The sequence below is a fragment of the Acholeplasma sp. ORD1043 genome (assembly GCF_057808485.1).
In genome coordinates, this window is the sequence record NZ_JAQLOJ010000001.1 from 198927 (window position 1) to 224651 (window position 25725).

Sequence of the window (25725 nt, forward strand, 5' to 3'; positions counted from 1 at the left end):
TTCGCATCTTCTTTCTATTTAAATTCTACAAATTTTATACTTTCAAATTATAACACTTAAGTGTTTTAATTACTTTAATCTTGAACTAGCAAGGTAAGCATTCTTAAAATATGTAAAAATCGTTTCATATTTCACTTGATTTTCACCTTTGGCTTTTTCCTTTAATCGTTCAAAATGTTCCATTTGATGTTTAAAATATTGTATTGACTGAAACTTACTTGTTAAGTAAACTCCAGTGTATAGATTCTCATCAGTTAGAGTCATTTGACCTCTTCTAACCTTTAAGAATACATAATAAAACTTATCAAGTACAACAAACTCATCAGTTATTTCATAGTTATTATTTGCAAGATAACCTCTTAAAAACTCAATATTATCATGCGCACCTAACAAGAATTCTCCTGAATTTGGTGCATGTTCCATAATATCAGCAATTAAATAAGCTCCCATCCCTGTAATAACTGCTAGGTCAAAGGGCTTATTAAGCCCTTTGAAGCCGTCAGATAAATAAAACTCTACTGGATAACCAGTAAGAGTTTTTTGACTTGATTTAAGTGGACCAGGGTTAATATCTGTTGCAAGCCCATATTTTATATAGCCTAAATCTAAGGCTTTTTTAAGGACTAGACCGTGGTCGGTTCCAATATCTGCAACAGTGTCATAACCTTTAATAAGTTCAACAATAAAGTCTATGCGTTTCATTTTCTTGCGACGTAGAATTCTTTCAATTTATTTTGTCTTTGTGGTGAACGTAATTTTCTTAAAGCTTTAGCTTCAATTTGACGGATACGTTCTCTTGTAACACCAAACTCACGACCAACTTCTTCTAGTGTATGTGTTTTACCATCTAGTAAACCATAACGAAGACGTAATACTTTTTCTTCTCTGTCAGTTAATGTTTCTAAGACTTCATCTAAAGTCTTTTTAACCATTTCTTGCATCATGAAGTCATGTGGGTTAAGTGCATTTGGATCTGAAATGAAGTCTCCAAGTGATGAATCTTCTTCTTCACCAACTGGTGCTTCAAGTGAAATTGGTTCTTTAGCAATTCTTTGGATATTTTGTACTTTATCAGCAGAAATACCCATCTTTTCAGCAACTTCTTCAACTGTCGCTTCACGTCCTAATTCTTGTACTAATTGACGTTGAATACGAATCATCTTATTGATTGTTTCAACCATATGTACTGGAATACGAATTGTTCTTGCTTGGTCAGCAACCGCACGTGTAATTGCTTGGCGAATCCACCATGTTGCGTATGTTGAGAATTTAAATCCTTTTTCATGATCAAATTTATCAACCGCACGCATTAAACCCATGTTACCTTCTTGAATTAAGTCTAAGAAGAGTAAACCACGTTGAGTGTATTTTTTAGCAATTGAGACAACTAAACGATAGTTAGCTTCTACAAGTCTTTCTTTGGCAATACCTGCTTTTCTAACTGATTCAGTTAATGCAAACATATCTTCTTCACTAACTTCTAGTTGACCTGCATTAATCATATCTAGTTGTTCTTGTGAAGCACGACCTTCGGCTACCCAAATTGCATACTTTTTCTCATCATCAATATTTAAAAGTGGAATTTGACCAATTTCTTTTAAATACATTCTGACTGGATCATCAACTTTAATTGAAGGTGGGATCTCTTCGATATTAAGAAGTTCTTCTTCTTTAATATCTTCAACTTCTAGTGAAGATAATGAGAACTCATCTGGTTCATCTGGTTCGATGTCAAAGTCATCTTCATCAAATGCATCCATTGGAAGTGATGTTTCTTCCTCAACTTCCTCTTCCTCTTCTTCATCAAGTAAAACATCGATTTCAAATTGAGCAAGTTCTTTTTCTAAATCGAAATAGTCATCTGAACCATATGGGAAATAAACTTCTACATCTTTTTGTTGAAGAACTTTTTTCTTGCCTGCTTTCTTGACTAATTCTTCTGCGATTTTTTTAATATCTGTCATGAAACCGTCCCTTTCTTTCTTAAAGTTTCTATTTTTTTAACATACTGATCAACCTTTGTACCTTTTGGGTTTTGGTTAATTAAGTTTGTCAGGTGGTTAATTTCTAAAATGAGTTCATAATCCTCAATTGCTGCAATATGGATGTAGAAATGTTTTTCATCTGAAATCAGCAACCTTTTCTTATACTCAATTTTGTTTGTATATTTATCAACAATTTCGTTCGAAGTTGGATATCTTTTCTTAAAGTCCTCAAGATCAAGTAATTCATTACCACTAAATTGGTAGTACTTGATTAAATCTCTATATAAAGTGACTTGTTCTTCGGTTCCAACTGATTTCATTCTTAATAAATTTAAATGTTTGTCGTATAGTGGTAAATATTTATCGCGATAAATTAAATCTAAGAGGATTAAATCAATCGCACGTTCAGCTTTTGTGATAACGGGTTTAGAAATCTCTTGTTTCTTAACTGGAAGTTCAACAAGTGGTTCTCTTGTTAAGAAAAGGTCAATACCTAATTCTTCTTTAACTAACTTTTGATAGAAAGCAAGAATTGTTTGGTTAGAACCTCTTAAGATACCTTCCATTTCACGTTTGAACTTAGTAATATCATCAGCTCTTGTAAAATCTTTATTTTGCTTAAAGATTGAATATCCAAACTGATAAGGATCTAATAATTTTTCATCATAGAGTTTTGCATATTTTTCAATACCATATTTCTTAACAAACTCATCTGGGTCTAGTTTAGCAGGTAAAGCCAGTATCGATATATTTAAACCCGCAGCCCGAAGGTGAGGAATTGCTTTAAGAGTTGCTTCAATTCCTGCTTTATCACCATCATATGCAATCACCACATGATTTGAAACACGCTTAATTAACGCTGCTTGTTCTTTAGTTAAGGCAGTCCCCATGGTGGCAACAGTTGCTTTTAGGTTTGCTTTATAAGATGCAATAACATCGAAGAAACCTTCATGTAAAATGACATACTTTTGTTTGACAGCTGGTGATAGAGCATCGGTGAAGTGATAAAGTGTTTCACCTTTTTTAAAGATTTTAGTTTCTGGAGAATTGACGTATTTAGCGACTTCTTTTGGGTTTAGTGTTCTTGCACTAAAGCCAATAATTCTTCCTTTATCATTTTTAACTGGGAAAGTTACTCTTGCTCTAAAAACATCATAATATGAGCCATCTGGTGCTTGTTTAACAAGTCCTAATGTCATCATATCAGTTACAGTATAGTTTTTAGATTTAAGCATTTGATAAAGTGCATCCGTTTGATTTGGTGCAAACCCGATTTCAAAATGCTCAATATCTTCATCTTTTAAATCTCTACCTTGAAGATATTCAAGTGCTTTAATGCCTGCCTCAGTATTTTTAAGTGCGAAACGGTAGAAGATTGATGCATCTTCCATTAGCGCATATAGTTTTTCGTTTGGATCTTTTTGAAATTTAGTGTGCTTAACTTCAATGCCTAATCGCTCACCCAGTTCAACTGCAGCTTCTTCAAAACTTAAGTTTTTTATTTGTTGGTAAAACTGAATCGTGTTGCCACCTTTTCCACAACCCATACATTTTGCTAAATGTTTTTCTGGAGAAACTGAGAATGATGGTGTTTTTTCATCATGAAAAGGACATAACCCCATATAGTTTTTGCCACGCTTTGAAAGTGACATAAACTCGGATGCTAGTGCCACAATATCGGTTTCTTCAATTATGCGGGTTATAATGGCTTGATCCATGAAACCTCCAATTAGAATTTAACTGCTTTTCTAATAAAACTTTCTAATTCATTAATGTTTAATCTGATTTGTTCCATTGTGTCACGGAAGCGAAGTGTTACAGTATTATCTTCCATTGTTTGATGGTCAACCGTAATACAGAATGGTGTACCAATCGCATCTTGTCTTCTATAACGTTTACCAATGTTTTGAGTTTCATCGTATGTTACATCGAATTCTTCTCTTAACATGTCATAAATTTCATTTGCCTTAGCTGCATGTTCTTTTTTAACAAGTGGCAAGATTGCAGCTTTATAAGGTGCAAGCGCTGGATGAATCTTTAACAATTGACGCGAATCATTTTCACCTAATTGTTCTTCTTCAAGACCGTTTAATAAGAAGATTAATAATAAACGTTCAACCCCAACCGCTGGTTCAACAACATATGGAATATATCTTTCATTTGTTTCAGGATCTAAATAACTCATATCTTCTTTTGAGCGGTTTTGATGTTGTGTTAAATCAAATGAAGTACGAGAAGCTAATCCCCATAATTCATCAAATCCCCATGGATATTTGAATTCGATATCAGTGGTTGCATTTGAATAGTGACTTAATGATTCTTTAGCATGTGGTTCTGCTCTTAGTAAATCTTTGTTAATGCCTAAATCGGTTAAGAACTTTAACATATAAGAAAGCCAGAAATTAAACCATTCAATTTCAGTACCTGGTTTACAGAAGAATTCTAATTCCATTTGTTCAAATTCTCTTGTTCTAAAGATAAAGTTACCTGGAGTAATTTCATTTCTAAATGATTTACCGATTTGACCAACCCCAAATGGAATTTTCTTACGGGTTGTTCTTACTAAGTTTTTAAAGTTAATAAAGATACCTTGTGCAGTTTCTGGACGAAGATAAACTTCTGATGCAGAATCTTCTACAACACCTTGGAATGTTTTAAACATCATGTTGAATTTACGAATTGGTAACCAGTCAGTTGTTCCTGAAACTGGGTCTTTAATTTTATTTTCAACAATATAGTTATACATTTGGTCAAGTGTCCAACCATCTGCATTAACATTTGGGTTGTGATCAAAAATTAATTTATCTGCACGATATCTTTGGTTAGATGTTTTATTTTCAATTAATGGATCTGTGAAACCTGCTAAATGGCCTGATGCATGCCATACTTCAGTATTTAGAAGGATTGATGAGTCAAGTCCTACGACATTTGGCCCTTGACTAACAAAGCGTTTGAACCACGCTTTTTTAATATTGTTTTTAAGTAGTACACCTAATGGACCATAATCCCAAGTATTTGCTAAACCGCCATAGATTTCAGATCCTTGAAAAATAAAACCGGTTTGTTTTGCATATTGTACTAATTGATCTAATGTCACCATAAAACTTGCTCCTTTTATTTGCGTTTAATTTGTGTGTCAGTGTGATATTCGTAAAATTGATACATAAATGATTTTAATTTATTAAAATATGACTCATCTATCTCATCTATTTTATCATAAGGTAAATGGGTTAGTTTTAATAAAAATGTAGTGAGCGTTAAATTTAAATCACTTTGTAGATTTTCTCCCACATATACGATTCTAGCCTCACTAATATTGAAGCCTTTTACCTTTCTACCATCTGGTTTTAAGTTGAGTGGATACCCAAGGTATCGTAATAGTTTAAAACCAAATGAAAGCACTGTTTCTTTCTTGAAGTTTAATAGTGCTTCTTTTAGATTTTGATAGATTGCTTCATGGTCATCTTGGTCTGATACAAAAGTTTGTATGAGATCAAACGTGATTGAAACTAAGTTGATATTGTTATAATCTTTTTTTAACGTTTCAAAGAGATTTAACGCCTTACCTTCAGTAAGTATAAACATCGTTTTGTTCGGTGTATCTTTGAATTCAATTAAGTTTAGGTATTGGGCTAAAATTCTTTCCTTAGAAGTTAGTTTTTGACTGCCTTTTGCAATCAAAGTTTTAAACCCTTTAGTTGTATAAACAAAAACTAAACGATCATTTTCTAAGTAACTTTGAACTTTAACAACAATCCCTTCCATCTATTCACCATACCCATATTTTGAAATAACACTTGGATTATTTCGCCAATCTTTTTGAACCTTAACCCAAAGTGTTAAATGAACTTTTAAGTCAAAGATTTGGTTCATTGCTTTTCTAGCTTCAGTACCAATTCGTTTTAACTTTTCGCCACCCTTACCAATTAAAATACCTTTTTGAGAATCGCGTTCAACAATGATTAAGGCATCCACATCAAGGGTTCCTAATTCATCGTTTTTCTTCATAGATTCGATAACTACTGCGACACTATGCGGCACTTCTTCTTCGGTATAATAAAGAATTCTTTCACGAATTAATTCACCCATTCTAGAATCTCTTGATTGGTCTGTGACATAATCTTCTGGATAAAATAAAGGTCCTTCAATTAAATGTTCTTTAATCGCATCTTTTAAATGTTCTAAATGTGTTTTATCTTTAGCTGAAATTGGAATGATTGATTCAAATTCCATATGTTTCATGTATGAAATAATGATTTTATCAATCTCTGCTTTATTTTCTAATTCATCAATTTTATTGATCACTAAAAGGGTTGGAAGTCCTGCATTTTTAATGCGTTGTAAGATGAATTCATCTGATGGTTTATATGATTGGTCAACAACCCACATAATAACATCAACATCTTGCATAGCACCTTCTGCACTCTTATCCATCATTTTACCTAAACCATGGATTGGTTTATGCATACCTGGGGTATCAATAAAAACAAATTGAGCATCGTTTTCAGTTAAAATACCCGTAATTCTAAAACGGGTAGTTTGTACCTTAGGAGATGTGATTGCTATCTTTTCTCCAATAAGTGCGTTTAGTAGTGTTGATTTACCAACATTTGGTTTACCAACGATTGTAATAAATCCTGATTTTGTTTGCATAATTATCTTTCTTTTAAGTCAAATCCATATGGTAATAGACTATCTGGTGTCATTTCTAGAACTTCACCTTTTTGATTCGTTAAAATGACTTTTGCATCTTTAGGTAAAAGTTCATACATTACTTGGCGACATGCTCCACATGGTGAAATTGGTTTATCCGTATCACCAATAACTGTGATTGATACAATATCTTTTGGGTTTTTACCTTGTGAGATTAATGAAAATAAAGCACTACGTTCAGCACAGTTTGATAAACCATAGCTTGCATTTTCAACATTACAGCCATATACATATGAGCCATCTTTCATTAAGATTGCGGCACCAACTTTAAAGTTTGAGTATGGTGCATATGCACGAGATTGTGCAAGTTTAACTTCTTTGAAATTCATAGACTTATCCTCTTTTTAAGTTCGCTTTTTGAAGGATTTCTTCTTGAAGCGTAAACATTTCTTTTTCTTCTTCTGGCGTATGATGATCATAGCCCTTTAAATGCAGGTAACCGTGGACTGCTAAAAAGCCGACTTCACGTTCATATGAATGACCGTATTCTGCTGCTTGTTCACGAGCTTTTTCAAGATTAATAAAGATATCGCCAAAACTTTCTGGGTCTTCATCATTTGGAAATGAGATGACATCTGTTGCATAATCTTTATTTCGGTAAGTTCTATTGATTTCTCTAATTTCATCAGCTGAGACAAAAATAACTTGCATGTTTTTTTCTTCATCAATTGTCTCAAATATTTTATTAATTAAGTTTTCTACATAGTCTGTAGATTCAGTTGTTTGATTATGATATTCAACTACCATTGTCTTCGTATCTTTCTAAGATTTTTTGGACAAGTGGGTGACGGATGACATCCACTTTGTCGAAATAAATAAATTTACAATCTTCAATATCTTTTAATATTTCTAATGCTTCTTTTAAACCAGATTCTTTCTTATATCCTAAATCCACCTGTGAAGGGTCGCCTGTAACAACCATATATGATGAGAAGCCAAGTCTTGTTAAGAACATCTTCATTTGGGTTTTAGTCGTATTTTGAGCCTCATCTAAAATGATATAAGCATTTTCTAAAGTACGACCTCTCATATATGCAAGTGGAGCAATTTCAATGACACCACGCTCTAGTAGCGCATCTGTTGTTGCTTGTCCCATGAATTCATACAAAGCATCATAAAGCGGAATTAAATACGGGTCAACCTTTTCTTTTAAATCTCCTGGTAAGAATCCTAAGGATTCACCAGCTTCAACTGCTGGACGAGTTAAGATTAATTTTTTAACTCTACCTTGTTTTAAAGCTGCAACAGCATGTGCGACTGCTAAATAAGTTTTACCAGTTCCTGCTGGGCCAATCCCAAAGACTAAAGGATATTTACTTAATGCTTCACTATATACTTTTTGGTTAAACGTTTTAGGGACAACCGATTTACCTTGGTCGGATACTAGAATTTTCTTTTGAGATTTATATAAATCAAGAATTCCATCTAAGTCATCACTTTCTGCCATTTTGATGATGTATAAAACATCTCGTTCGGTTATGATAACTTTGTGTTCAGCCAGCATGACTAAGGTTTCAAAGATACGTTCTAACAGTGGTTTAAACTTTTGGTCTGCATCAACAACAATATCATGTCCATGAACTGAAACATTGAATCCAAAATGAGCTTTAAAAACCAATAAATTACGATCTTCGATGCCAACTAACAAACTCTGAGTCTCTACGTGATTTACTTTGACGTTTAATTTCATTAAGTATCCTCCCTGTAACATTATTATTGTATCAAAAAATGGATAAAAAAGCACCTCTTTTGAAGGTGCATTTTATGTATAATCTTTAGCTAATTAGCGCTTTTTAGTTTTAGCTGCTTTAGCTCTCATACGACGATCTACGCCTGGTTTAACGTAGAATTCGCGTTTACGTGCTTCTGCGAGAGTGCCATCCTTAGATACATTACGTTTAAAACGCTTTAATGTTTCTTCTAATGATTCACCTTTGCGTACTTCTGTTTTAGGCATGTCTGCCCTCCTTCCACACGTTTGATATCTCAAACCTCATATATTATAAACTATATTTTCATATATGTCAAAATGTTTTTAAAAAAATCCGTTAAAATTTTACTAAAAATGGTATATGTGCGAGTTCTGTGGGATAGATTGTTTTTCCAAGTGATACAAAGATAGCATTTAAACTAGATAACTGTGCTCTTTCTTTATCATCAATGCCACCTTCTGGACCAACAATTAAAATCACAGAATCATTTTTAATTTGTGGTAAAACATCATCTATTTGATGATCTTTTTCGTTTTCATCAAGTAAAATTATGGTTTTATTCTTTAAATCTAAAGATTTTATGGAGTTTGCAAATTCAATTACAGGTACACTTGAGTATTTCGCAAGTTCTGCTGCTTCTTTTGAAATCTTAGTTAATCTTTGAAGTTTATGATCTTCATTAGCCATTTTAGCAATACTTCTTACCATAGGTACAAAGACAATCTTTTTGGCTCCAAAAATCGTTGCATACTTAGTCACAGTTTCCATCTTATCACCTTTAGGTAACCCTTGGACTAAAGTAACACTTTTTAACTTATTTGAATCTACTTCGCTTATTTTAGTATAACTAACATCTTTACCTGAAATATTGAGTTCTGCTAAAAAACATGTACCTTCCATACATACTTCAACTTCACTTTGATCTTTAAAACGCATCACATTTAAAATATGATGAATATCGTCTTTAGTAATTAAATTGTCTTTGTCTAAAAAGTATCTTTGCATAAAAAACCTCAAATTAGAAAAAAATAAGTACTCCCTAAGGAATACTCATATTTTAGATGTTAAAGAAACGGTCAATCGAATTACTCCATAGGATCATGATAAAGAATAACACGCCCATAACTAACATTGCATTACTTAAGAATGCTTCTGCACCGATTTGTTTACGGTTTTTGAATAAATCTTGATTAGAACCAGTGAATGCTTCCATAACATCTTCTTTTGAAGATGAAATAGCAGAAACACCAATCATTAAAATACTTAATACAAATATAATCCAATCTGGAAACATCATAATTATCATTACTCCTTTGAAATCTAGTTTATTGTAACAAATATAAGTTGAAAATGTCAAGATAATACGACATTTATGCGAGATTTATTACCAAACATTCATATTATATATGATATTTTGATGATTAAACCTTGAAAACGACTTTCACATAGCGTTTTCATGTTTTATTCAATTTACTATCAAATCGTATTGTTGTATAATGTGATATGGTGAATTTATGGAAATAATCGGATTAAAATTAGGTAATGTACGTTCTAATGCATACGTTGTATCAGAAGGCAAAGAATGTTTCATTATAGACCCTGGTTTTGAGGGATCCGCAATCATTGATTATATCAAATCAAGAAAACTCGAACCACAGTTTATATACATTACACACGGACACCACGATCACATTGGTGGTGTACGACAACTTAAAGATCTTTACCACATTCCAGTCTATGCGCCATTAAAAGACAAAATTTGGATGACAGATACTGTCTATAATCATTGGCCATATGAAATTCCAGTTGATCAATTTGTTATTGAAGATGATGAAATTGATTTTGGAAAATATGTCTTTAGAGTTATTGAAACTCCAGGACATAGTGAAGGATCAACTTCATTATATTGTGCACCTTACCTTTTTACAGGTGATACTTTATTCTATGAAACAATCGGAAGAACAGATATTCCGTTTTCAAATCAAGAGACATTAATTAATTCTATTAAGAATAAATTATTTGTTTTACCGAATGAAACGCTTGTTTATCCTGGACATGGTAAACCTTCAACAATCGGTCATGAAAAGGAAAACAACCCAATTGTTAAGCCACATATTGAAGAAGCTCATGAGTAAATCATGAGTTTTTTTATTTTTTTTGATGAAAAAAGGATGCTTTTTTAAGCATCCTTCATTTTATTTAAGTTCTAATACAACAAGTGTTTCAATTGAAGTTGTTTGAGGAAACATTCTTACTGGTAGTACACGTTTGATATCATAGATTTCATTTAAGTTTTTTAAGTCTCTTACTAATGTATTAAGTTCACATGATAAATAAACTATTTTCTTAAACTTCTTCTTTAACAGTGCTTCCACTAACGATTGATGTAACCCTGCTCTTGGTGGGTCAACAACTAAGATGTCACCGGATACTTTTGGAATATGAACCTTAGCATCTCCATAAATGACTTCATAGTTTCCTTTTACTTTATGTTTTAATTCATTAGCTACTTCAATGTTCTTTTGATTATTTTCAATCATAATAACTTTCTTAGCTTCACTTCCAACATAAAATCCAATTGAACCAATACCTGAGTAAGCATCAATAATGACACCATTTGTTACTTCTTTTCTAATTTCATCATAAACTTTTTTCATCATACCAGTGTTTACTTGCATAAATGATTGGTCATTTACTTTAAGTTTTAAATCACCTAGCATGAACTCTAATTCATTTTTACCAAATAAAACAAATGAGTCACGACCTAAGATGGTTGATTCATTTGGTTTAATGTTTAATGTTAAACCAACAACTTCTTTAAATGTTTTAATTACATCAACTAATTGTTTTAACCCTGTAAATTCTTTTTGGTACGCAACTAGGGTAAGTAAGATTTCACCTTTTTCATTGCTGCGTAGTACCACATGTTTAAAGATTTCAGGATTCACTTCAATGGTTTGTTGATGAATTTTAGCAATACATCTTTGAATTGGAATTGAGTTTAGTATAAATGTATGTACTTCGGTTAACTCAATTGGGTCGATGGTGTAAAAACCAAGACGCATCATAGTATCAGGTAAGACATGATAAACAACTTTATTTCTATAGTTTAAGAAAACACCATCAGTTAATGTATTTGAAACTTCACCTTCATAACCTAAAAAGCGACGAAAGTTATCAGCAGTTGTTTCTTTTTGCCATAATAATTGATGTTCATCTTTCACATGGTAAAGGTCTAAAGAACCAAGGCGTGATGCCATGGTTTTTCTAATCTCACTTCTTGAAAGAAGTTTTTTAATTTTTGCTTTTAAGAAGTTCTTTTTAACATCCGTGATTGTAACAAGTGCATTTTCACCCTCTAATAATCCCGGAATGAAAACTACAAGTTCTTCATATCGTGCTACCCCTTGAGCGAATCTATCGACTTCATGGGCAGTAACTTCTATTGTTTTTCCTATTTCTATTGTCATTTTTACTCTTTTGATATTTTATTTCTGTAGGCTAGATCAGATGTAATAATATCATCTAATGTTAGTTTTGTTTCCCAGCCTAAGATACGTTTTGCTTTTGAAGCATCTGCTGTTAAAGTCGCAGGGTCACCAGCTCTTCTTGGTCCAAATCTGTGTGGTACAGGTAAAATTTTAGATACCGCTTCAACCACTTCTTTATTTGAATAACCTTTTGATGAACCCAGATTAAAGACGTCAGACTTACCACCATTCATTAAGTAATCAGCACCTACAACATGCGCAAGTGCTAAATCTGTAACATGGATATAGTCTCTAATATTTGTTCCGTCTTTAGTTTCATAATCATCACCAAAGATAACGAGTTCTTTTCTTAAACCTAGTGCCGCTTCGATAGTGACTGGAATTAAATGTGTTAATTGTTGTTTTTTAAGACCAATTTCTAAACTTGAATCTGCACCAGCAACATTAAAGTATCTAAATACAACATAGTTTAAACCATGTGCTTGAGAAGCCCAATGAATCAGTCTTTCGCACGCATACTTAGATTCACCATATGGATTGATTGGTGCTTTTTTACTATCTTCTGTAACTATTCCAACTTCAGGTTCACCATAAACTGCTGCCGTTGATGAAAAGACGATATTTTTAACATTAGTTTCAACCATAGCCTCAAGTAATACTCTAACACCTTCAACATTGTTATAGTAATACTCTAATGGTTTAACCATTGATTCAGGTACGATAAGTTTAGCAGCAAAGTGCATCACAACATCAAATTTTTGATCGTTTAATACCTTTAAAACATCTGCCTTTTTAGTAATGTCTCCTTGATAAAAAGGTACATTTGATGGAATAAAACTTCGATCACCAGTTGATAAATTATCTAAAACTGAAACCTTATTTCCTGCTCTTAATAATTCATAGACGGTGTGAGAACCAATATAGCCTGCACCACCGACGACTAATACATTCATATATATACCCCTTTATTAGTTAGAAAACTTGCGTTTTAAATAATCAATGTAGTATTTAGAGTCAAATGCTTCACCAGTTGCATTAATTAATATTTCTTTTGGTGTTTTTGTTTGTCCATATTTATGAATCTTTTCTTTTAACCATTCATTAATCTTATGGATTTCATTATTTGAAATTGCATTTTCAATATTGAAGTCCTTGTTCATAGCATGATAAATTTGAGCTGCATATGCTGAACCTAGTGCATACGTTGGGAAGTAACCAAATGAACCACCTGACCAGTGGATATCTTGTAGAACACCTTCTTGATCATTTTTTGGTCTAACTCCAACGTATTGTTGATAAAGTTTACGCCATTTCTTTGGAAGATCTTTGGCTTTTAATTTACCTGAAATTAATAGTTTTTCAATTTCATAACGAACCATGATATGTAATGAATAAGTTAATTCATCAGCTTCTGTTCTAATTAATGAGCGTTCAGCACGGTTAATATACTTATAGAAATCTAGTAATGTTACACCTTTTAATTCTTTGGCAAAAATTTCTTTTAATTTATCGAAATGAACTTCCCAGAATGCATATGAACGACCGATCATATTTTCATACATTCTTGATTGTGATTCATGGATTCCCATTGAAGCACCACCACCAAGACGTGTTACATTTAATGACGCATCGACTTGTTGTTCATAAATAGCATGTCCCATTTCATGGATAGTTGAGAAAATAGATGATTCTAAAATATTTTCGATATAACGTGTTGTAATACGTACATCATATGTGTTGTTGTTTGATGTGAAAGGATGCGCGCTTTCTTTTAAAACCGCATGTTTCATATCATAAGCAAATACGCCAGTTAAATATTCTGAAAACTCTTTTTGCTTTTCTTTTGGGAAGAAACCTTTAGTTAATTTTTTTGGATGTGGTTTTTTATTTGATGTTGCTGATAAAACAAACGGTACTAATTCTTCTCTTAATTTTGCGAAGAACGCGTCATATTCAACAGTTGTCATACCTTCTTCATAAAGGTCAAGTAATACATCATAACCTTTAAGTGTTGGTGTTTGAAGATACTTAGCAATCTTTCTTTGGTATGAAATGATTTTTTCTAATGTTGGTAAGTAAAGTGCAAAATCATCTTTCTCTCTAGCTTCTGCCCAAATCGTTGATGCTTGAGAAACTAAAACAGAGTAATCGATATACTCATTTTTAGGCATTCTCTTTACTAATCTTGTTTGTTTTTCAACAATTTCGATTTCACGACGCATTAATTCATCTAATTGTTCTCTATTTTGGTATAGATAATCAATTGATTTTAAGTATTCTTTATCTGTTTCTAATGCATAAATTTCATTTGTTAACATTTCGATTTGTTGGCCACGATATTCTAGTGATCCAACTGGAGCTTCAGTTTCTAAGTCCCAACTTAATACCCACATTGCGTACTCATATGCTTTTAATCTTGCACGCATGCTTTGATATGTACTTAAGTATGTTTGCATACAATAATCCTCTTCTCTTAATTCATGTATCAATTATAACATTATTACATATGTAAAACACGCTAAAAATACGTTAAAAATGTCGTTTTTTTATTTATAAAACATCATAATTGAAATAGATTAACGTTTAGATTTTGGGAAATTGTGCCATTTTTACAAAATATAATAAAAATTAGCACTCTAATGTTGACAGTGCCAATTTGTAGTTTTATAATATAAGTGTATTAAGAAAGGAGTGGTGAATATGCTAAGCTTATTCAAGAAAGATAGAGGCATTTTCGATGATTTCTTTGAAGACTTCAATTCATGGCCATTTCAACAAAACACTCATCTTATGAAAACCGACATTAGAGAACACGAAAGTAAGTATATGCTTGATGTAGAACTCCCAGGTTTTGCAAAAGAGGACATTAAAGTAAGTCTTTTAGACGGATATCTTGAAATTGAAGCAGAAAAGCGTGAAGACAACAAACAAAAAGAAAAAGGTAATTTCCTTCGTCGCGAAAGATTCTATGGTCACGTTAAAAGATCATTTTATGTCGGTAATATTGAATTAGAACAAATCAATGGTTCATTTGAAAATGGTGTACTTCATCTAGAAATTCCAAAAGAAAATCAAGTCTCTACTCAAAAGAAATATTTAGAACTTAAATAAAAGTAAAGGGTGCTTAAATTAGCACCCTTCTTTTTTTACGTTTATTTGTTTCATAATATCTTTTTCTGATTTGTAGATTACTAGGTTATGAGGACATTTCTTGATTTGATCAATAAATTGCCAGCTTGCTTCTATCTCATCCCATCTAGTAAATAGTGTTTTTGAACTTTCATAAATATCTAGTAACAGTTTTTCATACGCTTCTGGTACATTGCCTTCAACTGATTCGGCTATTTTAAATGATAAATCAACTTGTTCAATATTATCTTTTAATCCCGGTTGTTTAGAGTTAATTGTTAAATCGACACCATCTTGTGGTGCAATTTTGATTGTCAGTTTATTTTTAGATACCGGTAAATTCCATTTTTCTTGTTCAGATGTTGGATGATAATTTATCTCAATATAAGATTTTTTATCCTTTAGTTTCTTACCAGTTAAAATTTCAAATGGTACACCTCTAAAACGTGGTGTATTCACGTATGCTTTAAAATAAATAAAGGTTTCTGTTTTTGAATCCTTTGGAATATTTGGTTCATCTAAATAACCTTCATATTGACCAAATAAAACCGATGATTCATCAATAGAAAGACTTCTTAATACTTTAATTTTTTCATCTTTAATAAAATCGGAATTATATTCTTTCGGTGCGTCCATTGCAACCAAACTTAAGATTTGTAAAAGATGTGATTGAACCATATCTTTTAATGCACCAGATGTATCATAATAGCCAGCTCGGTTTAAAATACCTTCTTTTTCTTTGACAAATATCTTCACAGATTCAATTGATTTTGAATCCCAAGTATCTTCAAAAATACGGTTAGCAAAACGAACTGTCATAATATTTTGAATCATCTCTTTACCAAGATAATGATCAATACGATAGATTTGTTTTTCATCGTAGTATTGCCATAACATTTGATTAATTTCTTTTGCTGACTCTAAGTTATGTCCGAATGGTTTTTCAAATACTAAAACTTGATTTTGATTATATTTTTCAATCAACTTCGCATCTGAAATATTTTTAGCAACTGAACTTAATAATTCAGGACCGATTGCTAAGTAATATATGTGTTTAGTACCATCATGCGATTGGGACTGAATATAATTAGAAAAATGAGTATAATCTTGTGGTTCAGTTATTTGGATTTTATAGTATTCAACAATACCTTTTAATGTTTCTAAATCTAACGGTTTAGTTGTTAGATTTTGCATAGCATCAAGATATGTTTCTGTATTATAATCTCTTCTACCTAATGCGACAACCAAGACATTTCCAGGAATTAAATTGTTCTTTTTTAATTTGGCAATCGCAGGTAAAAGCTTACGCGCAGTAAGGTCACCAGTTGAACCAAATATTGTTATAATTAAGTCTTTTTTCATTTCTTTTTATAAACAGCGTGACCGCCAAATTCCCTTCTCATAGCTGCAACAACTTTTTCACTGAATTTTTCTTCGTCGCGTGATTTAAATCTTGTAAATAAAGCGGCTGAAATAACTGGAATAGACACACCAAAATCTAGCGCTTCTTGAATCATCCATTTACCTTCACCAGAATCATCTACACGACCAGTAATCTCATCTAATTTAGCATCTTTTGAAAATGCATTTTTAGTGTATCCAATTAATGCTGATTCAATAATTGAACCATTGTTCCAAACATCACTAACTTTTTCATAGTCAATATTAAATGGTGATTTTTCCATTAATTCAAAGCCTTCACCAATAGCTTGCATCATTCCGTATTCGATACCGTTATGAACCATTTTTACGAAGTGCCCTGCACCAGGACCACCCATATAGCCAAAGCCATCTTTGATAGAAATATCTTTATACACTTGTTCTAAATATTGGTAGGTTTCTTTAGTTCCACCAATCATTAAACAAGCACCATTTCTAGCACCATAAGTACCACCTGATGTACCAACGTCAACAAATTCAATATCGAGTTCTTTTAGTTTTTCATATCGAACAAGTGATTTCTTGTAGTTAGAGTTCCCTCCGTCAACAATGATATCTTTTTCCTTTAAATGAGGTGTAACCTGATCAATCACATTATCTACGATTGAATCTGGTACAAGTAACCAAACAACTAGTCTTTCATTGTTTTTTCTTGTTAAGAAGGTTGTCAAATCATCATGTGTTTGAATGCCTTCTTTTGCAAGTTGAGCTCTGGCACTATCATTTAAGTCAAAGCCAATAACTTCATGACCATGGTCTTTTAAATTTAAGGCTAAGTTTGCCCCCATTTTCCCTAAACCGATTAAATGAATTTTCATATGTGACTCCTTTTGGTATTTTAATGATACATAAGATGTATCTAATTATACTTCTATCCAGTAAAAAATACTAGTTTTCAAACTATAGAACCATTAATAAAATTGTAGCTATTAAGAAGTAAACACCTAATGCTGTAAAGTCATTAATAGTTGAGATTAACGGACCTGATGCCGCTTTTTCATCTGCACCAAATCTTTTTAATACAAACGGTAATACAACACCAGCTAATGCTGAGATAAACATCGCAAGCATTAAGGAAATACCAACTGTAATTGCTAGTTTCATCATGCTATCACTACCAGTTGAACCAGGTAAGATTAATAAGAATACAAAGACTAATCCAAACCCAACTAAACCTGAGATGATACTATTAATTAAACCGATTGCAAGTTCTTTAAAGATATGCTTCTTTGGCGTAATTTGTTGTTGATGCAACCCTAAAATTGTAACCGAGATTGACTGTGTACCAATATTACCAGCCATACCTAAAATCATCGGTTGGAATAATACTAAAGCAACATGTGCCTCTAAAGTTGCTTGGAAAACTACTAATACAGATGCAATAACGATATTTAATATGGCTGAGATTAATAACCAAGGTAAACGTACAATTGAACGTTTAAGTGGTGAATCATCTTCATCAATTTCATCAACTTTAACAAGTTCAGCCATTGTATCTAAGTGAACTTCTTCCATTAAAGTTAACGCATCATCTGCAGTAATCACGCCGATGATTTCATTTGATTTATTTAAAACAGGAAGCATATCAAGGTCATAGTCACTAATTTTCTTTAGTGCTTGTTGCATATTATCATTCTCATAAACGAATGGATACGTTTCATCAATAATCTTATCTAGTTTTTGATTTGCTCTAGCAAGAAATAAATCTTGAAGACGTAAAGCACCTTGATAATTTTTAACTTGGTTATAGAAGAAAATAACATCTACTTCATCTTTTTCAGTGGTTTCTGTTGTAACAAACTTAGTTGCATCTTTAACACTCATATCATAAGGAAGTGCAATAAAGTGAGGTGATGAAATAGATCCAGCTGTACCTACTTCATATTTGAGTAGTTTTTCAACTGCAGTTTGTGTCCCTTTTGGTAATAAACTTAAAATCGCTAAATGTTCCTTAACAGAATACAATTCAATAAAATTTTTTAAATCATCCACTTCAAGAGGTTTCAACAGTGATTTTCTTTGTTCAAGTGAAAGTGAGTTGTAAAACTCAACTTGTAATTCTTCGTCTAAAAGAATAAAAACTTCAGCAAATTTAGTTACACCCATTAATGTAAAAATTCTTAATTGATCTTTTGGATAATCTTCAAAAATTTTCACAATATCTGATGGGTGAAGTTTAGATAGTCTTAATTTTAATGCTTGATTAGAAAGTGTCATACGTTTAGCCATTAGATTGCACCTCCTAAAATCAATGTTGCAAGACCAAAATAAACAATAACTGAAATAATATCAATTAAAGTTGTAATGAATGGGCCCGATGCAATGGCAGGGTCAATTTTTAATGTTTTCAACAATGTTGGAATTAAAAAGCCTAAAACCGGAGCAATCGCAACTGTGATAAACAATGCGCCACCCACAACAGTAGATACTGCAATTGGATTAGATACAGCCATGATAATTCCGAAGAGATAGGTTGCACCAAATGCAAGTAATCCCATTACAAAGCCAGAAATCATGCCTGAAATAATTTCTTTAATACCGTTTTTAAAAGCATTAGATTCCTTTTGAGTTAATGAAATTAAAGTTACTGCAAGTGTTTGTGATGCAACGTCCCCACCTGAGTCTAAAATCAGTGGTTGGAATAATGCTAGGATCACGACTGCTGCTAAAATTTCTTCAAATTGATGTGTAGCAAATGCAATAGGCAATGATAAAGCCATTAAAATAATTAACCAGGGTAGACGATGTAATGCACTTTTAAACAGATTTTCATTAAAGTCTGTTTCTGGTAACGCTGCTAATTTTTCAATATCTTCGATTGCTTCATCTTGATAGATATCTAAAATATCATCCATAGTGATGGCACCAAGTAGCACCCCAGTCTCATCTAAAACAGCTAAGTCATAACCACCATAGTGTTTCATATGCTTAACTAATTCTTCAACACGATCTGTGACTAAAACAGTAGGTTCTTCGTCCATAATCTCTGATACATGCTTTGGTGAGCGTGATTTAACAAGTTCTTTTAATGAAACTTGGCCAACATATTGGTTATCATCATTCACTACAAATATTGTTTGAATACTTGATGCAAAATCAGCACCTTTAATTACTTTTTTGGTTGCATCTTTTACATCATCATTTTGATTTACTGCAATAAACTTGTTCGTCATGTACGAACCAGCAGTATATTCTTCATAGTTGATTAAAGATAATACATCTTCATCTTCATCTAGACTTTCAATTAATTCTGTTTTTTCTTGATCATCAAGTTCATTAATAATGTCAGCGGCATCATCCGGTTCTAATTCGCTAACAATTTCTTTTTGATCTTCAAGTGTAAAAGTAGTTAGAGCTAAAGCAGCTTCTTCCGGATGTAAATACGATAGAATTTCAGCAACTTTGTCATTTTCTAATGAATTAAATACGAATTCTTGTTCTTCTTCATTTAATTCACTGATCATTGCAGCAAGGTCAAAAGCATGCGTCTCTTCCAAGACCTTCATGATTTCATCTTTAGTTGCTTGGGATTCAAATAATTGTTTAAGCATGTGATCCCTCCTTTTAGTAAAAAAACATCAAGCTGATTACTTGATGTTTCGGCCAAAAATTCTTTTTGATGAGGCAAAGGTTAAGACAACTTCACCATGATTAGTAAGAATTTTTAAGAATTCATTATGTTGATCTTTTGCAATGACTTTGACTTGATCCTTTAATCCAATTTTAAACTCATCAAGCATTGTGAGTAAATAAGGATCATCAGTGACTCTTTCAATGATAAAGGAGTCATTGGGATTAGAATCGAGTAGTGGTTGATCTTTGATTATGGTGATTTCTCCATTCGTTTTGGGGATTGGATTTCCGTGACTACATGTTTTTGGATACTCTAAGTATTTGTAGAGTTCTTCAACCATGTGTTCACTGGACGCATGTTCTAAACGTTCAGCTTCATCATGTACTTTATGCCAAGGATAGTTTAGATGTTTCGTTAAGAAGATTTCCCAAATTCTATGGGCTCTAACTAACTTAACTGCAACATCAATACCTTTTTTGGTTAATGCTACACCTTTGTAGGGAACGAATTTAACAAACTTTTGATCACTCAATCGTTTGATCATGTCATTGACACTTTGATCAGTATAACCGAAAGCATCTTTGATTTCATTGTTTTTGATGATTGGTCGATTGGCTTCAACTTGAAGCTCATATATCAGCTTTAAATAATCTTCCTCTGCGCGGTTCAAGATCTCCACCACCCTTTCAAAATCATTGTAACATTAAAAATACATTATTTTTACTAAAAATACTATGAAAGCTCAAGTTTCTTCGATTTATAGTAATTCCATCCCTCTTTTGTTAAATGTATCTCATCGTTTTTAATCAGAAAAATGTTTTTGTTTAAACCTTGTTGTAATTGATAATCAAATTTCTTTTGACTCCATTTGAGCTCATAGTGAATATTTGAGCGCAAGATTTCATGTTCTTCACCGAATTCTTTTTCATGTGTACCGATGTGTAGTACTAAAATCGTAAAGGCAAAATCTAGTTTTTGATTGTGTCTTTTCACTAATGTCGTAATAATCCCTCGATAAGGTGAGAAAACTAATACCAGTAAGAAAGTTATTAATGTTTGGGTAGCAATCATGCCAGAGATTGTGACTTCACCTTTAAATGGTCCAATCGCAATGAAAAACCCAAGTACACTATTAACAAAGCCAATAATTCCAGATGCTAACAGTGTATGTTTTAATTCTTTTGTCAGTAATAATGCGGTTGCTGCTGGTCCAATCATTAATGCAATTACTAAAACAGAACCCACTGCATTAAATGCTGTAACAGCGGTTAAAGATATAAAAGCCATCAACAAATAGTGAATAATTGCAGGCATGAATCCCAGTGATGCTGCTAGTGCATAATCAAATGAAACAATTTTTAGTTCTTTAAAGAACACTTTTATAAAGATGGCATTCATTATAAATACCAGCATCATGATATATAACATAGTAGGACCAATCTCAACTCCAAACACTTCTACTTGTTCAAAGATTGAAAATTCTAATTTACCAAGTAATACAGAGTCAACATCTAAATGAACTCCACCAAAATATAATGTGATCATCATGACTGCAATTGAGAATAGTAATGGGAATACAACGCCAACTGCTGATTCTTCATCAGTTTTTTTAGCTTTAATGAAGACCTCAGTTAAAAACACAGTAATTACACCCATTAAGGTTGCACCAAATATTAATACCGGTGAATTCAAATCTAAAACGATCATAAAAGCTACAACAATTCCTAATAAAACCGTGTGCGAAATGGCATCAATTTGCATACTCATTTTTCTAAGAACTAAAAATACGCCTAGTAATGAACATGATAATGATACAAATATTGCAACACTTAACATTTGAAGTTCGATCATAGGTCACCTCCTGTAAGAAGTTTTGTTACAACGCTCATGCCTTTGTCTGTTAAAAAGTACTCTTCACCTTTTTTGAAAGCATATGCCTCTTTAACCAATTCTTCTACCTCTTCAAATTGTGAATTTGAAATAAGTGAGTTTTCATAAATATGTATAAGCACTTTGAATTTTGATACTCTCTTTTGATATATGAAGAATCTGATTCGATTCCCAATATAACCACTTTTTGGTGCAAACAGTAAAGAAACAATAACAATTAAACTTGCTGAGATAACAATAACAGGGCCGGTCGGCAATTTTGAAATATTGGCAGATAAGATTGTACCAATTAACCCTGAGATAGCACCAAAAATACCGGCAAGTAGAACATTAAAGAATAGTTTTTGGCTCCATTGTCTTGCTGCAACACCAGGGGCAATTAACAATGCACTCATTAAAATTACACCAACCGATTTAATAGATACAACAACAATTAAAACGGTTAATACTGAGAGAATCATTCTAACAAATACTGGATTAAAACCTAAGCTTTGATAATACGCTTCATTGAAAATGAATAACTTAATATGACGCCATAAGATTGTTAAAATAATTAATACAATAACAAGCGAAGCAGCAATTGTTAAAATATCTGATGTTGAAATGGCTGCAGCTTGGCCAAAGATAAAGTGATCAAGTCCAGCTTGACTTGCACCAGCTTCATTTCTAATTAAAGAAAGTAAAACTTGGCCAAATCCAAAGAACGAACTTAGTATAATTGCAAGAATTGCATCATTTTTAATTTTTGAATATTTTTTAATGAGTTGCATCAAGAAGATTGCAACAAATGCTGCAATAGCTGCTCCAAAAATTAAGACAATCATTGATTTTTCATGAAAGAATATGAATGATAATACAACCCCTGGTAATGCAGCATGAGATAAGGCATCACCGATCAGTGCTTGTTTTCTTAGAATTGTAAATACACCAAGTAAACCAGCAACAGCCCCTAATAACATCGTTCCAACCAAGACTAAAATCAATATATAATTTGATAAGAAATCATTCATAAGACGCCTCTCTTAACTCAGTTAAACGATTGGATTTATATGTTTTTACAATATTTTCCTCAGTAAATTTTTCTTGAACTGGTCCATGAGCAATGACTTTTAGGTTAATCATTGTAACCCAATCAAAATAACTTTTAACGGTTTCTAATGCATGGTGTACAACAATCACCGTTTTACCTGCATTCTTAAGTTCTTTTAATAATCCAACGATTGCTTTTTCAGTTTTAATATCAACTCCTTGGAAAGGTTCATCCATCAGATAGATATCAGCTTCTTGTACAAGTGCTCTTGCTAGAAATACTCTTTGTTGTTGACCACCTGAGAGTTCTGAAATTTGACGATCTTTAAAACTTAACATACCAACTTTTTCTAGTGCTTCTTCACATAAAGTTCTATCTTTTTTAGATAATTTCTTAAACCAACCTAAGTGTCCATATCTACCCATACTAACAACGTCAAAGACGTTAGTTGGAAAGTCCCAGTCGACGCTATTTCTTTGAGGAACATATGCAATTTTCTTTTGCATTTCTTTATATGGTTTACCTTCAAATAAAATATGTCCTGAAATTGGTTTTAATAAACCAACCATTGATTTGATCAAAGTTGACTTCCCAGCACCATTTGGTCCAATGACTGCTAGTAATACACCTTTTGGAATTTGTAAATCTATATCCCATAAAACAGGATTTAAATCATATGCTACTGTTAAATCTTCAATAAAAATTTGTGGATTGTTCATTTTACTCACCCTTTAATCCTTCTATTATGGCAGTTACGTTATAACGCATTGCCTCTATATATGTTCCGTAAATCCCGTCACCTAATGAATCTGAATATAATGATTTTCCAATGACAACATCATGACCACGAGCTTTGGCACCATTTAAGACTTGTTCGATTGTAAATGCAGCAACTGATGATTCAATAAAGATTGCTTTCACATTTTTTTCAATAATTAAATCGATCAAATCATTGATATCTTTTATGGATGCTTCGGTTGCAGTAGAAATACCTTGAATTGCTGCAACCTCAAATCGATAAGCTTGACCAAAGTATCCAAATGCATCGTGTGCTGTTACTAAAACTCTTTGATCATCTGTTAGATTTTCTTCAATTGAATCTAATATCCATTGATGTAAACTATTTAATTGATTAAAGTAATTTACATATTGCATTTGGTAATATTCGGAATTGAATTCATCTAAATAAATTAACATATTTTTTAAAGAATTAGCAGCTACCATCCAATTTCTAACATCAAACCAAATATGTGGATCAATTATATTTGATTCTTCTTGATATAAAGTATATCCTTCAATTTCGATGGCTTCACTAACATCTAAAACAGCTTTTTTTGTTTTTAAACCATCAAGTATATCAACCATCTTTCCTTCTAAGTGAAAACCATTGTAAACAATCAAATCACTACCAAGTAGTGCAGTAGTATCCTTGGCTTTAGGGTTATATAAATGTGGGTCTATACCTACTCCCATTAATGTCGTTACATTAACCTTATCTCCACCTAATTGATTGATTAAATCACCTAGCATTGTGGTGGTTGCAACAACGTTCACTTTTCCTTCAACATATTCATATACATTACAACTACTTAAGATTAAAGAAAGGAAAATCATATATATTAATGTAAAATATTTTTTCAACTTTATCACCTCATACTTTTAAGTCTAACCTTAAAACTATTTTAAGTATATATTGTTAAAATGTTTTTGTCAAATTATTTATCTTGTAATTTCACAAAATTAAAGCGTAAATCTTTATAGATTTATCTTACTATGTTAGAATATTATTAACGATACAGAGAGGTAGACAAAATGAATATTGCACAACGTAACAGAATTATTGTTGCGAGTATACTATTTATGCTTCTAATTGCAGCGTCGTTTATTTTTGGACCGACGGTGTTTTTAATTGGCTTAGTAGCAATCGCGACATCATTCATTATCGAGTTTTTAAGTAGTGTAGCCAGAAAAGAAAAGTTCGACTGGACAACAATTTGGTTTACACCACTTATAATTACGCTATTAACAACCCCAACAATTATTGATCAAGTTTGGATGGTTGCTGTAGCAACAGGCTTTGGGGTATTCTTCGCCAAAGCAATTTGGGGTGGAGAAGGAAAATATGTATTCCAACCGGCAATGGTAGGTTTAATCTTTATTGCACTAGCATTCCCAGTTTACACATTAAACTTCTTTGATCCAATCGCACAAGCTGCGACAACAATTACTCCAGCTGTTACTTTCAAAAGTAACCCTGGTGCAGTTTTCCAAGATTTTGATTTTGTAGAACTGTTAATGGGACAATATGCTGGTGGTTTAGGTACAACCTTTAAATTAGGCATTCTTATCTTAGGTGGCCTATTAATGGTTTTACGTATTTCTGATTGGAAGATTCCACTAACTTTCTTAGGATCATATTTTGTATTATCACTTGTAAAATACTTATTAACTGGTATTGCATTTGGTGATTCATTCCTTTATGCAGGTTATTCAATCTTCATGGGTCATTTATTATTTGTTGCAATGTTTGTTGCGACTGACAATCAAGTTCAACCTTTATATCCTAAAGGTAGAATCATTTATGGCGTTTTATTAGGTTTAATCACTTGGATTATCCAAAATATTTGGTTATTCAATCCAACTGCAGCAAACACTGAAGGTACAATCTATTCTGTAACTTTAATGAGTGCGATTGTTGGTTTAATCGATGTGTGGACTGTTCCTAAAGTTAAAGACGTTCCGTTAGTAGAGGAGGCATAAT

General features: G+C 32.3%; 27 protein-coding genes. 3 read left to right on the forward strand and 24 right to left on the reverse strand.

Translation table 11 applies throughout. From position 1 onward, the window contains the following. Positions 1 to 69 precede the first annotated feature (69 nt). The 12 genes from PG914_RS00950 to secG all read right to left on the reverse strand — a co-directional run bounded on the left by PG914_RS00950 (position 70) and on the right by secG (position 9707). A complete protein-coding gene (locus PG914_RS00950) occupies positions 70 to 702 on the reverse strand; it encodes a tRNA (adenine(22)-N(1))-methyltransferase (protein WP_488821808.1) in 633 nt (210 codons plus the stop codon). Next, the gene (gene rpoD, locus PG914_RS00955; protein WP_488821809.1) at positions 699 to 1964 is read right to left on the reverse strand and encodes an RNA polymerase sigma factor RpoD; all 1266 of its coding nucleotides are present in this window, start codon (positions 1962 to 1964) and stop codon (positions 699 to 701) included. The genes PG914_RS00950 and rpoD overlap by 4 nt, the downstream gene beginning before the upstream one ends. Beyond that, complete coding sequence (gene dnaG, locus PG914_RS00960; RefSeq protein WP_488821810.1) at positions 1961 to 3703, reverse strand: DNA primase; 1743 nt, start codon at positions 3701 to 3703, stop codon at positions 1961 to 1963. The genes rpoD and dnaG overlap by 4 nt, the downstream gene beginning before the upstream one ends. A gap of 11 nt (positions 3704 to 3714) precedes the next feature. After that, on the reverse strand, positions 3715 to 5085 hold the full coding sequence (locus PG914_RS00965; RefSeq protein WP_488821811.1) for a glycine--tRNA ligase: 1371 nt from the start codon (positions 5083 to 5085) through the stop codon (positions 3715 to 3717). 14 nt (positions 5086 to 5099) lie between these two features. Further along, entirely contained in the window at positions 5100 to 5750 is a 651-nt protein-coding gene (gene recO / locus PG914_RS00970; protein ID WP_488821812.1) for a DNA repair protein RecO, read from the reverse strand. Next, positions 5751 to 6641, reverse strand: a complete 891-nt coding sequence (gene era, locus PG914_RS00975) for a GTPase Era (protein WP_488821845.1) — start codon at positions 6639 to 6641, stop codon at positions 5751 to 5753. Then, on the reverse strand, positions 6641 to 7027 hold the full coding sequence (gene cdd, locus PG914_RS00980; RefSeq protein WP_488821813.1) for a cytidine deaminase: 387 nt from the start codon (positions 7025 to 7027) through the stop codon (positions 6641 to 6643). The genes era and cdd overlap by 1 nt, the downstream gene beginning before the upstream one ends. Before the next feature lie 4 nt (positions 7028 to 7031). Next, positions 7032 to 7445: an rRNA maturation RNase YbeY gene (ybeY, locus tag PG914_RS00985; RefSeq protein WP_488821814.1), complete on the reverse strand. Its 414-nt coding sequence runs from the start codon at positions 7443 to 7445 to the stop codon at positions 7032 to 7034. Beyond that, entirely contained in the window at positions 7435 to 8409 is a 975-nt protein-coding gene (locus tag PG914_RS00990; protein WP_488821815.1) for a PhoH family protein, read from the reverse strand. Before PG914_RS00990 ends, ybeY begins: the two co-directional genes overlap by 11 nt. 72 nt (positions 8410 to 8481) lie before the next feature. Further along, on the reverse strand, positions 8482 to 8655 hold the full coding sequence (gene rpsU / locus PG914_RS00995; protein WP_488821816.1) for a 30S ribosomal protein S21: 174 nt from the start codon (positions 8653 to 8655) through the stop codon (positions 8482 to 8484). A gap of 91 nt (positions 8656 to 8746) precedes the next feature. Next, the gene (locus PG914_RS01000) at positions 8747 to 9415 is read right to left on the reverse strand and encodes an RsmE family RNA methyltransferase (RefSeq protein WP_488821817.1); all 669 of its coding nucleotides are present in this window, start codon (positions 9413 to 9415) and stop codon (positions 8747 to 8749) included. 52 nt (positions 9416 to 9467) lie between these two features. Then, complete coding sequence (secG, locus tag PG914_RS01005) at positions 9468 to 9707, reverse strand: preprotein translocase subunit SecG (protein WP_488821818.1); 240 nt, start codon at positions 9705 to 9707, stop codon at positions 9468 to 9470. 217 nt (positions 9708 to 9924) lie between these two features. Between secG and PG914_RS01010 the strand changes: the two genes are divergently transcribed. Next, complete coding sequence (locus tag PG914_RS01010; RefSeq protein WP_488821819.1) at positions 9925 to 10545, forward strand: MBL fold metallo-hydrolase; 621 nt, start codon at positions 9925 to 9927, stop codon at positions 10543 to 10545. Between the two features lie 60 nt (positions 10546 to 10605). Here PG914_RS01010 and rlmD read toward each other — a convergent pair whose 3' ends face one another. The 3 genes from rlmD to PG914_RS01025 are packed head-to-tail and all read right to left on the reverse strand — an operon-like array spanning position 10606 to position 14357. Further along, positions 10606 to 11880: a 23S rRNA (uracil(1939)-C(5))-methyltransferase RlmD gene (rlmD, locus tag PG914_RS01015; protein ID WP_488821820.1), complete on the reverse strand. Its 1275-nt coding sequence runs from the start codon at positions 11878 to 11880 to the stop codon at positions 10606 to 10608. 2 nt (positions 11881 to 11882) lie between these two features. Continuing rightward, entirely contained in the window at positions 11883 to 12854 is a 972-nt protein-coding gene (gene galE / locus PG914_RS01020) for a UDP-glucose 4-epimerase GalE (protein WP_488821821.1), read from the reverse strand. Between the two features lie 15 nt (positions 12855 to 12869). Continuing rightward, the gene (locus PG914_RS01025) at positions 12870 to 14357 is read right to left on the reverse strand and encodes a carboxypeptidase M32 (protein WP_488821822.1); all 1488 of its coding nucleotides are present in this window, start codon (positions 14355 to 14357) and stop codon (positions 12870 to 12872) included. Between the two features lie 244 nt (positions 14358 to 14601). Here PG914_RS01025 and PG914_RS01030 point away from each other — a divergent pair, with 244 nt between their 5' ends. Then, complete coding sequence (locus tag PG914_RS01030; protein ID WP_488821823.1) at positions 14602 to 15012, forward strand: Hsp20/alpha crystallin family protein; 411 nt, start codon at positions 14602 to 14604, stop codon at positions 15010 to 15012. An 18-nt stretch (positions 15013 to 15030) separates the two neighbouring features. Here PG914_RS01030 and zwf read toward each other — a convergent pair whose 3' ends face one another. The 9 genes from zwf to PG914_RS01075 all read right to left on the reverse strand — a co-directional run bounded on the left by zwf (position 15031) and on the right by PG914_RS01075 (position 24578). Then, the gene (zwf, locus tag PG914_RS01035; protein WP_488821824.1) at positions 15031 to 16392 is read right to left on the reverse strand and encodes a glucose-6-phosphate dehydrogenase; all 1362 of its coding nucleotides are present in this window, start codon (positions 16390 to 16392) and stop codon (positions 15031 to 15033) included. After that, a complete protein-coding gene (gnd, locus tag PG914_RS01040) occupies positions 16389 to 17288 on the reverse strand; it encodes a phosphogluconate dehydrogenase (NAD(+)-dependent, decarboxylating) (RefSeq protein WP_488821825.1) in 900 nt (299 codons plus the stop codon). Before gnd ends, zwf begins: the two co-directional genes overlap by 4 nt. A gap of 82 nt (positions 17289 to 17370) precedes the next feature. After that, positions 17371 to 18699 carry a magnesium transporter gene (locus PG914_RS01045; RefSeq protein WP_488821826.1) on the reverse strand — a complete coding sequence of 443 codons (1329 nt, stop codon included), beginning with the start codon at positions 18697 to 18699 and terminating at the stop codon, positions 17371 to 17373. Continuing rightward, positions 18699 to 20021, reverse strand: coding sequence for a magnesium transporter (mgtE, locus tag PG914_RS01050; RefSeq protein WP_488821827.1), 1323 nt, complete (start codon positions 20019 to 20021; stop codon positions 18699 to 18701). The genes PG914_RS01045 and mgtE overlap by 1 nt, the downstream gene beginning before the upstream one ends. Positions 20022 to 20057: 36 nt before the next feature. Beyond that, a complete protein-coding gene (locus PG914_RS01055) occupies positions 20058 to 20714 on the reverse strand; it encodes a metal-dependent transcriptional regulator (protein WP_488821828.1) in 657 nt (218 codons plus the stop codon). A 62-nt stretch (positions 20715 to 20776) separates the two neighbouring features. Then, on the reverse strand, positions 20777 to 21895 hold the full coding sequence (locus PG914_RS01060) for a metal ABC transporter permease (RefSeq protein WP_488821829.1): 1119 nt from the start codon (positions 21893 to 21895) through the stop codon (positions 20777 to 20779). Next, positions 21892 to 22944, reverse strand: coding sequence for a metal ABC transporter permease (locus PG914_RS01065; protein WP_488821831.1), 1053 nt, complete (start codon positions 22942 to 22944; stop codon positions 21892 to 21894). The genes PG914_RS01060 and PG914_RS01065 overlap by 4 nt, the downstream gene beginning before the upstream one ends. Continuing rightward, on the reverse strand, positions 22937 to 23683 hold the full coding sequence (locus tag PG914_RS01070; protein ID WP_488821832.1) for a metal ABC transporter ATP-binding protein: 747 nt from the start codon (positions 23681 to 23683) through the stop codon (positions 22937 to 22939). The genes PG914_RS01065 and PG914_RS01070 overlap by 8 nt, the downstream gene beginning before the upstream one ends. Before the next feature lies 1 nt (position 23684). Then, positions 23685 to 24578, reverse strand: a complete 894-nt coding sequence (locus PG914_RS01075) for a metal ABC transporter solute-binding protein, Zn/Mn family (RefSeq protein ID WP_488821833.1) — start codon at positions 24576 to 24578, stop codon at positions 23685 to 23687. Positions 24579 to 24776: 198 nt separating this feature from the next. Between PG914_RS01075 and PG914_RS01080 the strand changes: the two genes are divergently transcribed. Beyond that, positions 24777 to 25724, forward strand: coding sequence for an RnfABCDGE type electron transport complex subunit D (locus PG914_RS01080; protein WP_488821834.1), 948 nt, complete (start codon positions 24777 to 24779; stop codon positions 25722 to 25724). Position 25725 lies beyond the last annotated feature (1 nt).

Bases quoted from the DNA above. Each gene is read 5' to 3' on its own strand.
- PG914_RS01045 (WP_488821826.1), bottom strand. From the start codon at position 18,699: ATGGCTAAACGTATGACACTTTCTAATCAAGCATTAAAATTAAGACTA.
- PG914_RS01070 (WP_488821832.1), bottom strand. From the start codon at position 23,683: ATGAACAATCCACAAATTTTTATTGAAGATTTAACAGTAGCATATGAT.
- rpoD (WP_488821809.1), bottom strand. From the start codon at position 1,964: ATGACAGATATTAAAAAAATCGCAGAAGAATTAGTCAAGAAAGCAGGC.
- gnd (WP_488821825.1), bottom strand. From the start codon at position 17,288: ATGAAAATTCATTTAATCGGTTTAGGGAAAATGGGGGCAAACTTAGCC.
- recO (WP_488821812.1), bottom strand. From the start codon at position 5,750: ATGGAAGGGATTGTTGTTAAAGTTCAAAGTTACTTAGAAAATGATCGT.
- PG914_RS01000 (WP_488821817.1), bottom strand. From the start codon at position 9,415: ATGCAAAGATACTTTTTAGACAAAGACAATTTAATTACTAAAGACGAT.
- mgtE (WP_488821827.1), bottom strand. From the start codon at position 20,021: ATGCTTAAACAATTATTTGAATCCCAAGCAACTAAAGATGAAATCATG.
- PG914_RS01025 (WP_488821822.1), bottom strand. From the start codon at position 14,357: ATGCAAACATACTTAAGTACATATCAAAGCATGCGTGCAAGATTAAAA.
- PG914_RS00990 (WP_488821815.1), bottom strand. From the start codon at position 8,409: ATGTTACAGGGAGGATACTTAATGAAATTAAACGTCAAAGTAAATCAC.
- PG914_RS01075 (WP_488821833.1), bottom strand. From the start codon at position 24,578: ATGATTTTCCTTTCTTTAATCTTAAGTAGTTGTAATGTATATGAATAT.
- PG914_RS01030 (WP_488821823.1), top strand. From the start codon at position 14,602: ATGCTAAGCTTATTCAAGAAAGATAGAGGCATTTTCGATGATTTCTTT.
- PG914_RS01080 (WP_488821834.1), top strand. From the start codon at position 24,777: ATGAATATTGCACAACGTAACAGAATTATTGTTGCGAGTATACTATTT.
- rlmD (WP_488821820.1), bottom strand. From the start codon at position 11,880: ATGACAATAGAAATAGGAAAAACAATAGAAGTTACTGCCCATGAAGTC.
- ybeY (WP_488821814.1), bottom strand. From the start codon at position 7,445: ATGGTAGTTGAATATCATAATCAAACAACTGAATCTACAGACTATGTA.
- PG914_RS00950 (WP_488821808.1), bottom strand. From the start codon at position 702: ATGAAACGCATAGACTTTATTGTTGAACTTATTAAAGGTTATGACACT.
- PG914_RS01010 (WP_488821819.1), top strand. From the start codon at position 9,925: ATGGAAATAATCGGATTAAAATTAGGTAATGTACGTTCTAATGCATAC.
- PG914_RS00965 (WP_488821811.1), bottom strand. From the start codon at position 5,085: ATGGTGACATTAGATCAATTAGTACAATATGCAAAACAAACCGGTTTT.
- galE (WP_488821821.1), bottom strand. From the start codon at position 12,854: ATGAATGTATTAGTCGTCGGTGGTGCAGGCTATATTGGTTCTCACACC.
- cdd (WP_488821813.1), bottom strand. From the start codon at position 7,027: ATGAATTTCAAAGAAGTTAAACTTGCACAATCTCGTGCATATGCACCA.
- rpsU (WP_488821816.1), bottom strand. From the start codon at position 8,655: ATGCCTAAAACAGAAGTACGCAAAGGTGAATCATTAGAAGAAACATTA.
- zwf (WP_488821824.1), bottom strand. From the start codon at position 16,392: ATGAAAAAAGACTTAATTATAACAATATTTGGTTCAACTGGTGACCTT.
- dnaG (WP_488821810.1), bottom strand. From the start codon at position 3,703: ATGGATCAAGCCATTATAACCCGCATAATTGAAGAAACCGATATTGTG.
- PG914_RS01065 (WP_488821831.1), bottom strand. From the start codon at position 22,944: ATGAATGATTTCTTATCAAATTATATATTGATTTTAGTCTTGGTTGGA.
- PG914_RS01060 (WP_488821829.1), bottom strand. From the start codon at position 21,895: ATGATCGAACTTCAAATGTTAAGTGTTGCAATATTTGTATCATTATCA.
- secG (WP_488821818.1), bottom strand. From the start codon at position 9,707: ATGATGTTTCCAGATTGGATTATATTTGTATTAAGTATTTTAATGATT.